Origin of the sequence: Stutzerimonas stutzeri KOS6 (genome assembly GCF_000307775.2) — a bacterium.
In the GTDB taxonomy this organism is placed as follows: Bacteria; Pseudomonadota; Gammaproteobacteria; order Pseudomonadales; family Pseudomonadaceae; genus Stutzerimonas; species Stutzerimonas stutzeri_B.
The window spans coordinates 55,188-67,050 of the sequence record NZ_KK020677.1; the positions used below are offsets into that span (position 1 = coordinate 55,188).

The 11,863-nt window shown below is 65.2% G+C and carries 15 protein-coding genes and 1 riboswitch; of the genes, 7 read left to right on the top strand and 8 right to left on the bottom strand.

Features of this window, described 5'->3' with window-relative positions:
• Window positions 1–39: 39 nt before the first annotated feature.
• From B597_RS40720 to B597_RS40735, 4 genes are read right to left on the bottom strand one after another with little or no spacing between them, the layout of a single operon-like run.
• Window positions 40–552 carry a DUF3299 domain-containing protein gene (locus tag B597_RS40720; RefSeq protein WP_003293090.1) on the bottom strand — a complete coding sequence of 171 codons (513 nt, stop codon included), beginning with the start codon at window positions 550–552 and terminating at the stop codon, window positions 40–42.
• 8 nt (window positions 553–560) lie between these two features.
• Window positions 561–1,826 (bottom strand): ABC transporter permease, encoded by a 1,266-nt coding sequence (locus B597_RS40725; protein WP_003293088.1) that lies wholly within the window; start codon window positions 1,824–1,826, stop codon window positions 561–563.
• 4 nt (window positions 1,827–1,830) lie between these two features.
• Window positions 1,831–2,535: an ABC transporter ATP-binding protein gene (locus B597_RS40730; RefSeq protein WP_003293086.1), complete on the bottom strand. Its 705-nt coding sequence runs from the start codon at window positions 2,533–2,535 to the stop codon at window positions 1,831–1,833.
• Between the two features lie 17 nt (window positions 2,536–2,552).
• Complete coding sequence (locus tag B597_RS40735) at window positions 2,553–3,173, bottom strand: DUF2796 domain-containing protein (RefSeq protein ID WP_003293085.1); 621 nt, start codon at window positions 3,171–3,173, stop codon at window positions 2,553–2,555.
• A gap of 92 nt (window positions 3,174–3,265) precedes the next feature.
• Here B597_RS40735 and B597_RS40740 point away from each other — a divergent pair, with 92 nt between their 5' ends.
• Entirely contained in the window at window positions 3,266–3,616 is a 351-nt protein-coding gene (locus tag B597_RS40740; protein WP_003293084.1) for a hypothetical protein, read from the top strand.
• Window positions 3,617–3,643: 27 nt separating this feature from the next.
• On the opposite strand, the gene trxA is transcribed toward B597_RS40740, so the two are convergent.
• Window positions 3,644–4,513, bottom strand: a complete 870-nt coding sequence (gene trxA, locus B597_RS40745) for a thioredoxin (protein ID WP_003293083.1) — start codon at window positions 4,511–4,513, stop codon at window positions 3,644–3,646.
• Between the two features lie 206 nt (window positions 4,514–4,719).
• Here trxA and yedE point away from each other — a divergent pair, with 206 nt between their 5' ends.
• Together yedE and yedF are read left to right on the top strand one after the other, a co-directional pair.
• Complete coding sequence (yedE, locus tag B597_RS40750) at window positions 4,720–5,946, top strand: selenium metabolism membrane protein YedE/FdhT (protein ID WP_003293081.1); 1,227 nt, start codon at window positions 4,720–4,722, stop codon at window positions 5,944–5,946.
• Entirely contained in the window at window positions 5,915–6,154 is a 240-nt protein-coding gene (yedF, locus tag B597_RS40755) for a sulfurtransferase-like selenium metabolism protein YedF (protein WP_003293080.1), read from the top strand. The genes yedE and yedF overlap by 32 nt, the downstream gene beginning before the upstream one ends.
• Before the next feature lie 30 nt (window positions 6,155–6,184).
• On the opposite strand, the gene thpR is transcribed toward yedF, so the two are convergent.
• The 3 genes from thpR to B597_RS40770 all read right to left on the bottom strand — a co-directional run bounded on the left by thpR (window position 6,185) and on the right by B597_RS40770 (window position 7,845).
• On the bottom strand, window positions 6,185–6,706 hold the full coding sequence (gene thpR / locus B597_RS40760; RefSeq protein WP_024162382.1) for an RNA 2',3'-cyclic phosphodiesterase: 522 nt from the start codon (window positions 6,704–6,706) through the stop codon (window positions 6,185–6,187).
• A gap of 63 nt (window positions 6,707–6,769) precedes the next feature.
• The gene (locus tag B597_RS40765) at window positions 6,770–7,420 is read right to left on the bottom strand and encodes a class I SAM-dependent methyltransferase (protein WP_003293077.1); all 651 of its coding nucleotides are present in this window, start codon (window positions 7,418–7,420) and stop codon (window positions 6,770–6,772) included.
• Window positions 7,420–7,845, bottom strand: coding sequence for a YbaY family lipoprotein (locus tag B597_RS40770; protein ID WP_003293075.1), 426 nt, complete (start codon window positions 7,843–7,845; stop codon window positions 7,420–7,422). The genes B597_RS40765 and B597_RS40770 overlap by 1 nt, the downstream gene beginning before the upstream one ends.
• 113 nt (window positions 7,846–7,958) lie before the next feature.
• Here B597_RS40770 and nrdR point away from each other — a divergent pair, with 113 nt between their 5' ends.
• The 4 genes from nrdR to ribBA all read left to right on the top strand — a co-directional run bounded on the left by nrdR (window position 7,959) and on the right by ribBA (window position 11,814).
• Complete coding sequence (nrdR, locus tag B597_RS40775; RefSeq protein ID WP_003293074.1) at window positions 7,959–8,426, top strand: transcriptional regulator NrdR; 468 nt, start codon at window positions 7,959–7,961, stop codon at window positions 8,424–8,426.
• A complete protein-coding gene (gene ribD, locus B597_RS40780) occupies window positions 8,423–9,526 on the top strand; it encodes a bifunctional diaminohydroxyphosphoribosylaminopyrimidine deaminase/5-amino-6-(5-phosphoribosylamino)uracil reductase RibD (protein WP_024162383.1) in 1,104 nt (367 codons plus the stop codon). Before nrdR ends, ribD begins: the two co-directional genes overlap by 4 nt.
• Window positions 9,527–9,652: 126 nt before the next feature.
• Window positions 9,653–9,939, top strand: a riboswitch (FMN riboswitch).
• A gap of 121 nt (window positions 9,940–10,060) precedes the next feature.
• Window positions 10,061–10,723 carry a riboflavin synthase gene (locus B597_RS40785; RefSeq protein ID WP_003292238.1) on the top strand — a complete coding sequence of 221 codons (663 nt, stop codon included), beginning with the start codon at window positions 10,061–10,063 and terminating at the stop codon, window positions 10,721–10,723.
• A gap of 11 nt (window positions 10,724–10,734) precedes the next feature.
• Window positions 10,735–11,814: a bifunctional 3,4-dihydroxy-2-butanone-4-phosphate synthase/GTP cyclohydrolase II gene (gene ribBA / locus B597_RS40790; protein WP_003292239.1), complete on the top strand. Its 1,080-nt coding sequence runs from the start codon at window positions 10,735–10,737 to the stop codon at window positions 11,812–11,814.
• Window positions 11,815–11,863: the final 49 nt, after the last annotated feature.

Consider the following 11,863-nt stretch of genomic DNA (forward strand, 5'->3'; position numbering starts at 1 on the left):
GGGCTGGCAATGCGTAATGGCCGCGCTGCCGTCTTGCGATTAGTGCAACTCATAGGGATAGATCTTCTGCGCCTGCATGCGGTAACCCGCTTCCGCCAGTTCGCTGCTGGCGTGTTCCACGCTCAGCGGCCCCTCGATCCAGAACGGCTCATATAGCGCATCGACCCGAACGCCCAGTTCGCTGGTGGCATGCACGATCTGGTTGGAAGGCGGTGGCGGCACATGAATGCAGGCACCGAAGTAGGGTACCAGCAGGAATTCGATGACGCGGCCTTCCTCGGTCATATCCAGCGGCACGATATAGCCCGGCAGCTTGACCATCTGGCCATCGAGTGCTTCGACGACAGGCGCGGCTGGCGACTGTTGCGCGGCAGCCGGCCCGGCCTCGGCAGCGAGCGCATCGGCCAGCTGCGACATGTCATGCATGGCCAGGGGTGGCGGCGTTGGCGGGGCGCCTTCAGGGATCAGCTCCGCCCATTGCAGCTCGCGGACATCCGCGCCATGCACGGGAAGTGCGCAGAGCAGCAGCAGGGTGATCAGCAGGCGCGCCATCGGGTTCCTCACAGTCGAATCGACAGGCCGTCGGCCAGCGATTGGCGATAGGCCCGCCAGGCCGGCACGCTGCCCATCAGCAGTGCAGCCAGCAGGATAGCGCCGAGCAGACTCCACTCATAGGTGCTCGGCCAGGCCAGTGGCAAGTACAGACCGTACAGGCTCTGCAAGGACGACTGCGCCGCGGCGATGCCGACATACAGCAGCACCAGCCCAAGCAGCACGCCGGCCAGGGCCAGGCCGAACGCCTCGATGATCAACAGCGCTGCGATATGCCAGGGGCGAGCGCCCACCGAGCGGAGGATCGCCATCTCCCGTCGGCGCTCATTGAGGCTGGTGAGGATCGCCGTGAGCATGCCGATCAGGCCGGTCAGCACGACGAACAGCGAAACCACGAACAGCGCCTTCTCGGCCGTGCCCATCAGGCTCCAGAGCTCCTGCAGGGCAACGCCGGGGAGAATCGCCAGCAGCGGCTCGCCACGGTACTGGTTGATTTCCCGTTGCAGCGCAAATGTCGCGATCTTGCTGTTCAGGCCAAGCAGAAAGGCGGTGATTTGCTGCGGCTGAAGATCGAGTTGGCGCGCATGCTCGGCGTCGATCCGTGCTGCGCCGCGCGCCGGCATGCCGTTCTGCCAGTCGACGTGCAGCGCTTCCATGCCGGCCAGGCTGATGTGCAGAGTGCGGTCGACGGGCGTGCCGGTGCGCTGCAGCACGCCGACCACGCGGAACGGCTTGTCATCGTGCTGCACCAGGCTGACGCGGGCGACACCGTGGGCCAGCACGATGCTGTCGTCGAGCTGGTAGCCCAGCGCGCTCGCCACTTCGGCACCGAGCACCACTTCGAACGGATCGCGTTCGAACGCGCGGCCTTCGGCCAGTTGCAACGGCTGCTTGCGGCCGTAGCGGTAATGCTCGAAATAGGCGGTGCTGGTGCCCATCACGCGAAAGCCGCGATGGGAATCGCCCAGGGAAATCGGAATCGCCCAGTCGACTCGCGGGTGTTCAGCGAAGTGCTGGTAGCTGTCCCAGCGAATATTGTTGGTCGCATTGCCGATGCGAAACACCGAGTACAGCAACAGATTGACCGAGCCGGAGCGCGCGCCGACCACCAGATCGGTGCCGCTGATGGTGCTGGCGAAGCTGGCGCGGGTTTCGTTGCGCACCCGTTCGACGGCGAGCAGCAGGCACACCGACAGTGCGATGGCGAATACCGTCAGCAGGGCGGTGAAGCGGCGATTGTTCAGGCTCGCCAGGGCCAGGCGCAGGAGATACATCGCTTTACTCCGCTACGTGCGCGGCGCGATTGAGCTCGGCCTGCGACAGGTGACGGTCGAACAGCGGCGCGAGGCTCTGATCATGGCTGACGAACAGCAGGCTCGCCCCGGCTGCACGACACTCGGAGAACAGTAGCTGCAGGAAGGTTTCGCGACTATCCGCATCCAAGGCGGAGGTCGGCTCATCGGCGATGACCAGTTCCGGCTGGCCGATCAATGCGCGGGCAGCGGCAACGCGCTGCTGCTGGCCGATGGAAAGTGCGTCGGCACGACGTGCGAACAACTCAGGTGTCAGTCCCAGATGCTCCAGCAGGCTGGCCGCAGCGGCATCCGTGCTGCCGTGACGCTTGCGCGCACGTTCGGCACGCAGGCGTGAGAAGTGGCAGGGCAGGGCCACATTTTCACGTACCGAGAGAAATGGCAGCAGATTGAATTGCTGGAAGATGTAGCCGGTGTGATCGACGCGCAAGCGGTCACGCGCACCGCCCGAAAGGCTGCCGAGATCGCGGTCGAGCAGGCGGATGCTGCCGCGGCTGGCCTTCTGCACGCCGCCGATCAGCCCGAGCAGGGTGGTCTTGCCGCTGCCCGACGGCCCCTTTAGAAACAGGCTCTCGCCGTGTTCGAGGCGAAAGGACGGGATATCCAGCAGTTCGGCCTGGCGCGGCCAGGCGAAGCCAAGGCCTTCGATTGCAAGTAACGGAGCGGTCATCGAGGTCCAGTGTCGTTTCAGAATGGCAGATGCGAGCGCGCCGGGGTCAGCTCCACGCCACGCTGGCCGTTGGGGCCGATCAGTTGTACCTGAATCTTCTCCGTGCCGGGGAAGCTTTCGAATATGTCCTTGAGGTCCAGCTGCTGCAGCGCTTCGGGGCTGCTGCAGTCGAACTGGTAGTGCGCCTCGATATCGCTGTGGCCGCTATCGTTGTGTGCGTGTTCGTCCGTGGGCGCCTGGCCGTGTTCGTCACGGCGCTGATAACCTGCATGGGTAGAGCCGAGCAGTTCCCCGTGAAACTGTTGCTCACTTAGCGTACAGCCGGCGGCAGGCGGCAGCCCGAACAATGCCTGGGGCTGTTCCAGCCGCGAGCGGGTGTCGGCGATCTTTGCCTCATCCGCTGCGCTGGCTGGTGCATGTTCGAAACCGAGTAGATTCATCGCCGGGCTGATCAACTCCAACTCCAGTCGACTACCATCCAGCGCGGCGTTGAGGGTTGCCGCACCGTGCTCGTGGGCGGCCAGGCTGGCGGCGTTTTCAGGCTCGTGGTGGTGGTGCTCTTCATGTGCCTGGCTGTAGCTCAAGGGCAGCAGAAGCACGGGCACGGCAAGCAGCAGGTGGCGCATGGTCGGCTCCATTTGTGGGTTTGTTACGTTATAACAAGTTTTGCGCGGCGCTGACCAGCCCGTGTCGCTCGTGTGAGTGAAATGCGCACAACCGAGGAGGCAGCATGATTCGAGTTCGCGGACGTGTAGGAGATTGGCCGGTCGATCTGCAGATCGAACTGGATGAACAGGACTGGTCGAACCTGGCGCGCAGCGTGAGTGTCGTCGAGGCGACGACGAGTCCGCCGCTGTCGAGTGCCTCACCCGCTGCCGACGCGCTCTGGCACAGCGCCCGGGAACGGCTGCGCTGCGCCGGCAAGCTGGACGGCCCGCAGTTGTTCGCCGAGCTGGAAGCGCTCGCCGGCGACGCGCAGCTGGCCAAGCGACTGCTGGTGCGCCTGCGTCATTGTGACGAGGTACGAGTCGAACACGGTCCTGACTCGGCTTGCTATCACTGGGTCGGCGAGCCGTCCTGAGCCGCTCGCCTTTGCAAAGCCGGGCGGTCAGTAGATCGCCTGATACAGCTTGCGACGATAGAGCGTCACCAGCGGATGGTCGTTGCCCAGCAGATCGAAGACCTGTAGCAGTGTCTTGTGCGGCTGCCCATCGGCGTAGCCGCGGTTGCGCACGAACAGCCTGAGCAGGCCGTCCAGCGCCGCCTCGTATTGCTGGCGAGCCAGTTGCTGGATGGCCAGTTGGAAAGCCGCCTCGTCATCCTCGCTGTTCTGCGCCAGGCGGCTCTTCAGGGTGGCCGCATCCGGCAGGTCGTTGGCCTGGCGCAGGAAGGTCAGCTGCGCGCGCGCACCGGCCAGTGCCTGCTTGTGCTCGTCGCCTTTCACCGCATTGAGCAGCGTTTCCGCCTCGCCCAGTTCACCCCGTTCGGCCAGGCAGCGGGCATAGAGAATCAGACCGGCTGCATTCTCGTTGTCTTCGCTAAGCAGTTGCTGCAGCTGCGCCTCGGCCTCGGCGAAACGGCCTTCGGCAAAGGCGGCCTGGGCGCTTTCCAGCAGGTTGCCCTGTGGCGTCTCAGGGGCCTGCACGTGGGGCTCGAGCATGGCGCGGATGGCCGATTCCGGTTGCGCACCGGCGAAACCGTCCACCGGCTGGCCGTCCTTGAACAGCACCACGGTCGGCAGACTGCGGATGCCGAAGCGGGCGACGACCTCCTGCTCGATGTCGCAGTTGACCTTGGCCAGCAGCAGTTCGCCCTGGTATTCCTCGGTGATCTTCGCCAGCAGCGGCATCAGCGCCTTGCACGGCGCGCACCATTCGGCCCAGAAGTCGACCAGCACCGGCTTGTGAAACGAATTCTCGAGTACCAGCTGTTCGAAGCTGGCGGAGGTGGCATCGAAGATATAGGGCGTCTGGCTCATCGGGATTCTCGTGGACGACGAATGTCAGGAAAGGCGTGCATGGTATGTGGGGTCGCCTGGCGCGGGAAGCAAGGGCTCGCATGACGGTTGCCGTTGGTCTATGGTTGCGCCCGCCAGGTGTCGCGGCTGCTTGCCCGCTCATTGAGGCACAACCCTTTTCCTAGACCGGTGCGGCGTTTGCAGTCGCGCGTCATAAGGAGCTTCACATGTCTGTTCTCTCCGACTTCCGGGAGCGCTACCTCGTGCGCTTCTGGTCGCCGTTGCCCGCGCTTGTCGCGCTGGGCGTCGCTTCCGCTTACTACTTCGCCATTACCGGCACCTTCTGGGCCGTCACCGGTGAGTTCACCCGCTGGGGTGGCCATGTCATCGCCTGGTTCGGTTTCCGGCCCGAGGAGTGGAGTTACTTCAAGCTGATCGGCTTGTCCGGCACGCCGCTCGATCGTATCGATGGCGTGATGATCATCGGTATGTTGCTTGGCGCACTGTGTGCGGCGTTGTGGGCAAACAACGTCAGCCTGCGCTGGCCAACCAGCAAGCGCCGCCTGCTACAGGGGCTGCTCGGCGGGGTTATCGCCGGATTCGGCGCGCGGCTGGCGATGGGCTGCAACCTGGCGGCCTTCTTTACCGGGATTCCGATGTTCTCGCTGCATGCCTGGGCGTTCATGCTGGCCACGGTCGGCGGCGCCTGGCTCGGTGTGAAGATCTGTCTGTTGCCCTGGCTGCGCACGCCGCTGAAAGTGGGCAGTCAGGCTAGTTCGCTGTTCGACGACGTGGAGGGCACGCGGCGGCGGGCGACGATTCAGGCCCGGATCGGTACGGCGGTCGCGGTGCTCGCGATCGCTTTTGCGGCGTGGCGCTTCGATGTTTCGTTGGTGCTGGGCATGGCGGTGCTGTTCGGTCTGCTGTTCGGCGGACTGATCGAACGCGCGCAGATCTGCTTCACCAGTGCCGCACGTGACCTCTGGACTACCGGCCGCACCCGCGCGGCCTACGGCATTCTTCTGGGCATGGCCGTGGCCAGCCTCGGTACCTTCGGCGCCATTGCCCTGGGCGCCAGCCCGAAGATTTTCTGGATGGGCCCGAATGCGATCATCGGCGGGGTGCTGTTCGGCATCGGCATCGTCGTTGCCGGCGGCTGCGAAACCGGCTGGATGTACCGTGCCATGGAAGGGCAGATGCATTTCTGGGTGGTCGGTATCGGTAATGTCATCGGCGGCACGCTGGTGGCGGTTTACTGGGACGAGCTCGGCACGTCGCTGGCGCTGCCCTATCCCAAGGTCAACCTGCTGGAAAGCTTCGGCCCGGCCAGCGGATTGCTGCTGACTTTCGTCGGCCTGGCGGTGGCCATGTTGCTGGTGCACCTCAATGCGCGTCGTTTCCAACCGAACAGGAGTCCTGCCCGTGAGCCAGGCCAAACCGAATCTCTCGCTTGATCTGCGTGGCGAGCATTGCCCGTACAACGCCATCGCTACCCTGGAAACCTTGCAAACCATGCAGCCGGGTGAGTTGCTCGAAGTGGTGACCGATTGCTCGCAGTCGGTGCACGGCATCCCGGAGGACACCAAGGCCAAGGGTTACCACTGCCTGGCGGTGGAGCAGCACGGTGCGCTGTTTCGATTTCTGATCGAAGTGCCGCATTGAGTTGCAGTGCCATGGCGGCCTGATCGGTCGCTACGGTACCAGCAGCGGCCAGCTTCCCAGTTCGTCATAGCGCGGCCCATCGGCTGTATTGCGCGAGAGGTAGAGGACGAAGCGTTCGGCGCGCCAGGCGAAATCCGGTGCCGGGGCGGATGGCCGGCTGCGCGCCTGGCGCGCCAGCGTCAGATGCGGCAGGAACGGCCGGCTGTCGAGCACCACACCGAGCGCGGCCAGCCGCTCGTCCAGCGCTTCGACCAGGCTCAGCAGCGCCGCTGGCGTGGCGCTCGGCTGCAGGCAGACGAAGCCCTTGCCGATGCTGGCCAGGCGGTCCAGCACGAGGTCGAACGCTGTTCCCTGCAGCGTGTCGGCGATGGCCAGCAGCGCGTCGAGTCGGTCCTTCGGCTGTGCGCCAAGAAATGCCAGCGTCATGTGCAAATTGTCTTGCGGCACCGCTCGTCCGTCGAATGCCTGCTCGTCACGCCACGCGCAGATTGCGGCGGCCTGCTCGGGCGGACAGGGCAGGGCGAAAAACAGGCGCAGGGTATCGTCGAACATGTCTGGCTCTCCGCTCGTAGCGGCACATACCGATGGAAACTGCTTCGCGATTTCAACCTGCCTCTAACGCGTCGCGTGATAGAGGCTGACTTGACGAAACTCCGCCGGCTCGGCCAGGTCCGGCCAGGTACAGGCATCCAGTACGTCCAGCCGCCGATAGCGCGGATGGGCGAAATCGCGCACCCGCGAATCGGCCACCAGCGCCTCACGGCCGCGGCTGAGGAAATCATCCAGCAGCGGCAGGTTGGCACGGTCGTAGAGCACGTCGGCAACGATGATCAGGTCGTAGCGATCGGCTTCGCCGAAGAAGTCCTGCGAATAGCGTAGCTCGACGTCATTCAGTGCGGCGTTTTCCCGGCAGGCCGCCAGTGCCAGCGGATCGAGATCGCAGGCGACCACTTCGGCGGCACCGGCCCTGGCCGCGGCGATGGCGGCGACACCCGAGCCCGCACCGAAATCCAGGACACGCTTGCCGCTGACCCACTCGGGGCGTTCCGCCAGCCAGCGCGCCAGTGCCAGGCCGCTGGCCCAGCAGAAGCACCAGTAGGGTGGTTCTTCGAGGATCCGCCGGGTTTCCTCCGGACTGAAGGCGCGATCCATGTTGGCCGCATCGATCAGCCAGAGCCGCAGGTCAGTGCCTGGCAGCGGATCGGCGACCAGGCGCGCGTCGCCCAGCAATTCCCCCAGTGCCGCCTGCAATTTCATCGGCACCATCACGGCGCGGGGACCAGCTGCAGTGGTCCGAGCGCCTGGCTGGCCGGGCTGGAAATGTTTCGCGCAGGCAGGCGCATGATCAGCTGGCCGGCCCGCGTGACGCGGCCGCGCAGCTCCACGCGCTGGCCGGCCGGAAACGCATCCGGGTTGAACTGCAGGATGAACGGCAACTCGCTGCCACGGCCTTTGAGCTGTACGTTGCTCAGCAGGCGATCCGGCTGATCGCGGCGATCGACTTCGAGCAGCGCCAGTTCGACATCGCTACCGGCCGGTGCACCAAGCAGACTTCCGCTCAGCTCGTTGAGCAGCTTCGAGTGGGGGGCGCTGCTCAGTTCGACAGGTGCCACCGACGGTTCGCCGGGCTGGCTGCTGCAGCCTCCGAGCAGCGTCAGCAGGGCGGGCAGAACGAGAAGACGTGGCGACACGGAAGAGCTCCTGAACGACGAAATGCGGGCTTGTATAGCAGCAAAACCGTCGCCTTGTCTTGCCGGTCGGATGCGCTACCATGGCCGTCCCGACGTACGACCGATTCCAGCCCATGCATTGTCCCTTCTGCGGTGCCCACGACACCAAGGTCATCGATTCCCGTCTGGTCGCCGAGGGCGATCAGGTCCGCCGTCGCCGCGAGTGCCTGGCCTGTGGCGAGCGTTTCACGACGTTCGAAACCGCCGAGCTGGTGATGCCGCGGCTGATCAAGTCCGACGGCAGCCGCCAGCCGTTCGACGAGCAGAAACTGCGCGCCGGCATGCAGCGTGCGCTGGAAAAACGCCCTGTAAGTGTCGAGCGCCTCGAGGCAGCCATCGCCCATATCAAGCATCAGCTGCGTGCCACTGGCGAGCGCGAGATCAAGTCGCGGGTGCTCGGCGAACTGGTGATGGCCGAGTTGCAGAAGCTCGACGAAGTCGCCTACATCCGCTTCGCCTCGGTATACCGCCGCTTCCAGGACCTCAACGAGTTCCGCGAGGAAATCGAGAGGCTGTCCCGCGAGCCCGCGAAGAGCGAATGAACAGCGCCGATCACGCCTGGATGGCCCGCGCCCTGCAACTGGCGCGCAAGGGACTCTATTCGACGCATCCGAACCCGCGGGTCGGTTGTGTCATCGTCGCCGACGGCGAGCGGGTCGGCGAAGGCTGGCACGTGCGCGCCGGTGAGCCGCATGCCGAAGTCCACGCGCTGCGCCAGGCCGGCGAACGCGCCCGCGGCGCCACCGCCTACGTCACCCTCGAACCCTGCAGCCACCATGGCCGCACGCCGCCGTGTGCCGAGGCGCTGGTCAGGGCCGGTGTCGGACGTGTGGTCGCGGCGATGCAGGACCCCAATCCGCAGGTCGCCGGACGCGGCCTGGAGCTGCTGCGCAGCGTCGGCATCGAAGTCGCCAGCGGCGTGCTGGAAGTCGAGGCGCGCGAACTCAACTGCGGCTTCATCAAACGCATGGAAAGCGGCCTGCCGTTCGTTCGCGCCAAGCTGGCGATGAGCCTTGACGGCCGCACCGCGATGGCCAGCGGCGAGAGCCAGTGGATCACCGGGCCGGCGGCGCGTGCCGAGGTGCAGCGTCTGCGGGCTCGTTCCAGTGTGGTGCTGACTGGCGCCGACACCGTGCTGATGGACACCGCGCGGCTGACCGTGCGGGGCGACGAACTGGGGCTGGACGCGGAAACGACCGCGTTGGCCCTGCAGCGCCCGCCACAGCGGGTGCTGGTCGATGGGCGACTGCGCGTGCCGCTGGATGCTCCGTTCTTTCAGGCCGGCGCGGCGTTGGTCGCCACCACAGTGGCAGGCTGCGAGGATGCCTATCGCACTGCTGGCCACGAGGCGCTGGTGCTGGGGCGCGAGCGGGTCGACCTGCCGGCTCTGCTGCGCGAACTGGCTGCGCGTGGGGCCAACGAGGTGCTGGTCGAGGCCGGGCCGCGGCTGGTCGGGGCGTTCGCCAGCCTCGGGTTGATCGATGAGTACCGGATATTCATGGCTGCCAAGCTCCTCGGCTCCTCGGCACGGCCTCTGCTGGAGTTGCCTCTGGAGCGGATGAGCGAGGCCCGCGAACTGAAGATCGTCGACATCCGTGCGGTGGGTGACGACTGGAAGATCGTGGCGCGCCCGACCAACTGATCGCAACGCGCGTCGGCTGCGCCTGCCGATAGCCTGGGTCATGCATTCCCATAGCTGCTATCGGGCTATAACAAGCTGCTCCGCGCCGCTATTTGTGTTAAAAACGCTGCCGGGCCGCAAGCGGCCCAACGTTCTCAGGGCGGGGTGCGATTCCCCACCGGCGGTAATGACGCAACTGAAAAGGGAGAAAGCGTAGCGAGCGCAGGGCAAGGCGTAATCCGACGAGAAAGCAGGCTTTACGGCGGTCAACGAGACTGCGGTAAATGAGCATTCAGATGAGGACTACAACGCCGCATGCTCTGCACGCAGTAGCTTTCAATCGCGTCTAGCCCGCGAGCGCTTGCCTAGGCAAGGTCAGCAGACCCGGTGTGATTCCGGGGCCGACGGTATAGTCCGGATGAGAGAGAGCGGGATATCCCGATGGGCGCCATCCGTGCGTCCGTCATGCATCCCTATCGATCCGTAGCGCCCTGTTTTTCTGAAAACAGGAGTTCGTCATATGCAGTGTCTTATCAGCCTTCCACGGGAGGCCACATGTTCACCGGAATAATCGAAGCCATCGGCACCATTCGTGCCCTGACGCCCAAGGGCGGTGACGTTCGCGTGCTGGTCGAAACCGGCAAGCTGGATCTGGGCGACGTCAAACTGGGCGACAGCATCGCGGTCAATGGCGTCTGCCTGACTGCGGTCGAGCTGCCGGGCAACGGCTTCTGGGCCGATGTCAGCCGCGAAACCCTGGCGCGTACCGCCTTCATCGACCTCAAGGCCGGCAGCCGGGTCAACCTGGAAAAGGCTCTTACGCCCACCAGCCGTCTCGGCGGTCATCTGGTCAGCGGCCACGTCGACGGCGTCGGCGAGGTCGTATCGCGCGAGGATAATGCCCGCGCCGTGCAGTTCCGCATCCGTGCCCCGCGCGAGCTGGCCAAGTACATCGCGCTCAAGGGCTCGATCACCGTCGACGGCACCAGCCTGACGGTCAATTCGGTCGATGGCGCCGAGTTCGAGCTGACCATCGTGCCGCACACCCTTGGCGAAACCATCATGGCCGACTACCGCCCGGGCCGTAAGGTCAATCTGGAGGTCGACCTGCTGGCACGCTACCTGGAGCGCCTGCTGCTCGGCGACAAGGCCGCAGAACCCAAGGCTTCCAGCCTGACCGAAGGTTTTCTCGCCGAACACGGCTACCTGAAGAATTGAGGAGACGCCCAATGGCGCTCAACACCGCTGAAGAACTGATCGAAGACATCCGCGCCGGCAAGATGGTCATCCTCATGGATGACGAGGACCGCGAGAACGAAGGCGACATCATCATCGCCTCCGAATGCGTCACCGCCGAACACATCAACTTCATGGCGCGCTTCGCCCGCGGCCTGATCTGCATGCCCATGACCCGCGAGCGCTGCGAGCTGCTCAAGCTGCCGCTGATGGCACCGCGCAACGGTTCGGGCTTCGGCACCAAGTTCACCGTCTCCATCGAAGCGGCCGAAGGCGTGACCACCGGCATTTCCGCCGCCGACCGTGCGCGTACCGTGCAGGCAGCGGTGGCGAAGAACGTCAAGGCCGAGGACATCGTCAGCCCCGGCCATATCTTCCCGCTGATGGCCCAGCCCGGTGGTGTGCTGGCGCGTGCCGGCCACACCGAGGCCGCCTGTGATCTGGCGCGCATGGCCGGTCTTGAGCCGTCCGGGGTGATCTGCGAAGTCATGAACGACGACGGCACCATGGCGCGCCGTCCGGAGCTGGAACTCTTCGCCGAACAGCACGGGCTGAAGATCGGCACCATCGCCGACCTGATCCACTACCGCATGATCCACGAACGCACGGTCGAGCGGGTTTCCGAGCAACCGCTGGATACCGAGCTGGGCCAGTTCAAGCTGGTCACCTATCGCGACGGCGTCGAGGACACCGTGCACATGGCGCTGACCCGCGGAGACATTTGCCCCGAGGAGCCGACGCTGGTGCGCGTGCATAACATGGAGCCGCTGCGCGATCTGCTGCTGGTCACCGTGCCGGGCCGCTGGAGCCTGCGCGCCGCGATGAGCGAGGTGGCCAAGGCCGGCAAGGGCGTGGTGCTGCTGCTCGGCAATCCGCTGACCGGCCCGCAGTTGCTGTCGCAGCTGACCCGCCAGCAGCCGCCGACCCCGGCTACCTACAGCACCGTCGGCGCGGGCTCGCAGATCCTCCGCGATCTGGGCGTACGCAAGATGCGCCTGATGAGCTCGCCGATGAAGTTCAACGCGATATCCGGCTTTGATCTGGAAGTTGTAGAATACCTCCCGGCCGAATAATCAGAGGCGCCGCGTAGTTCGCGGCGCCTTCGTTCTTTAAAGAGATGAG

Excerpts from the sequence above, each read along its gene's own strand:
- trxA (WP_003293083.1), bottom strand. The coding sequence starts at position 4,513 with ATGAGCCAGACGCCCTATATCTTCGATGCCACCTCCGCCAGCTTCGAA.
- ribD (WP_024162383.1), top strand. The coding sequence starts at position 8,423 with ATGAACAGCGCCGATCACGCCTGGATGGCCCGCGCCCTGCAACTGGCG.
- B597_RS40730 (WP_003293086.1), bottom strand. The coding sequence starts at position 2,535 with ATGACCGCTCCGTTACTTGCAATCGAAGGCCTTGGCTTCGCCTGGCCG.
- B597_RS40765 (WP_003293077.1), bottom strand. The coding sequence starts at position 7,420 with ATGGTGCCGATGAAATTGCAGGCGGCACTGGGGGAATTGCTGGGCGAC.
- yedE (WP_003293081.1), top strand. The coding sequence starts at position 4,720 with ATGTCTGTTCTCTCCGACTTCCGGGAGCGCTACCTCGTGCGCTTCTGG.
- B597_RS40740 (WP_003293084.1), top strand. The coding sequence starts at position 3,266 with ATGATTCGAGTTCGCGGACGTGTAGGAGATTGGCCGGTCGATCTGCAG.
- nrdR (WP_003293074.1), top strand. The coding sequence starts at position 7,959 with ATGCATTGTCCCTTCTGCGGTGCCCACGACACCAAGGTCATCGATTCC.
- B597_RS40725 (WP_003293088.1), bottom strand. The coding sequence starts at position 1,826 with ATGTATCTCCTGCGCCTGGCCCTGGCGAGCCTGAACAATCGCCGCTTC.
- B597_RS40785 (WP_003292238.1), top strand. The coding sequence starts at position 10,061 with ATGTTCACCGGAATAATCGAAGCCATCGGCACCATTCGTGCCCTGACG.
- B597_RS40735 (WP_003293085.1), bottom strand. The coding sequence starts at position 3,173 with ATGGAGCCGACCATGCGCCACCTGCTGCTTGCCGTGCCCGTGCTTCTG.
- thpR (WP_024162382.1), bottom strand. The coding sequence starts at position 6,706 with ATGTTCGACGATACCCTGCGCCTGTTTTTCGCCCTGCCCTGTCCGCCC.
- B597_RS40720 (WP_003293090.1), bottom strand. The coding sequence starts at position 552 with ATGGCGCGCCTGCTGATCACCCTGCTGCTGCTCTGCGCACTTCCCGTG.
- ribBA (WP_003292239.1), top strand. The coding sequence starts at position 10,735 with ATGGCGCTCAACACCGCTGAAGAACTGATCGAAGACATCCGCGCCGGC.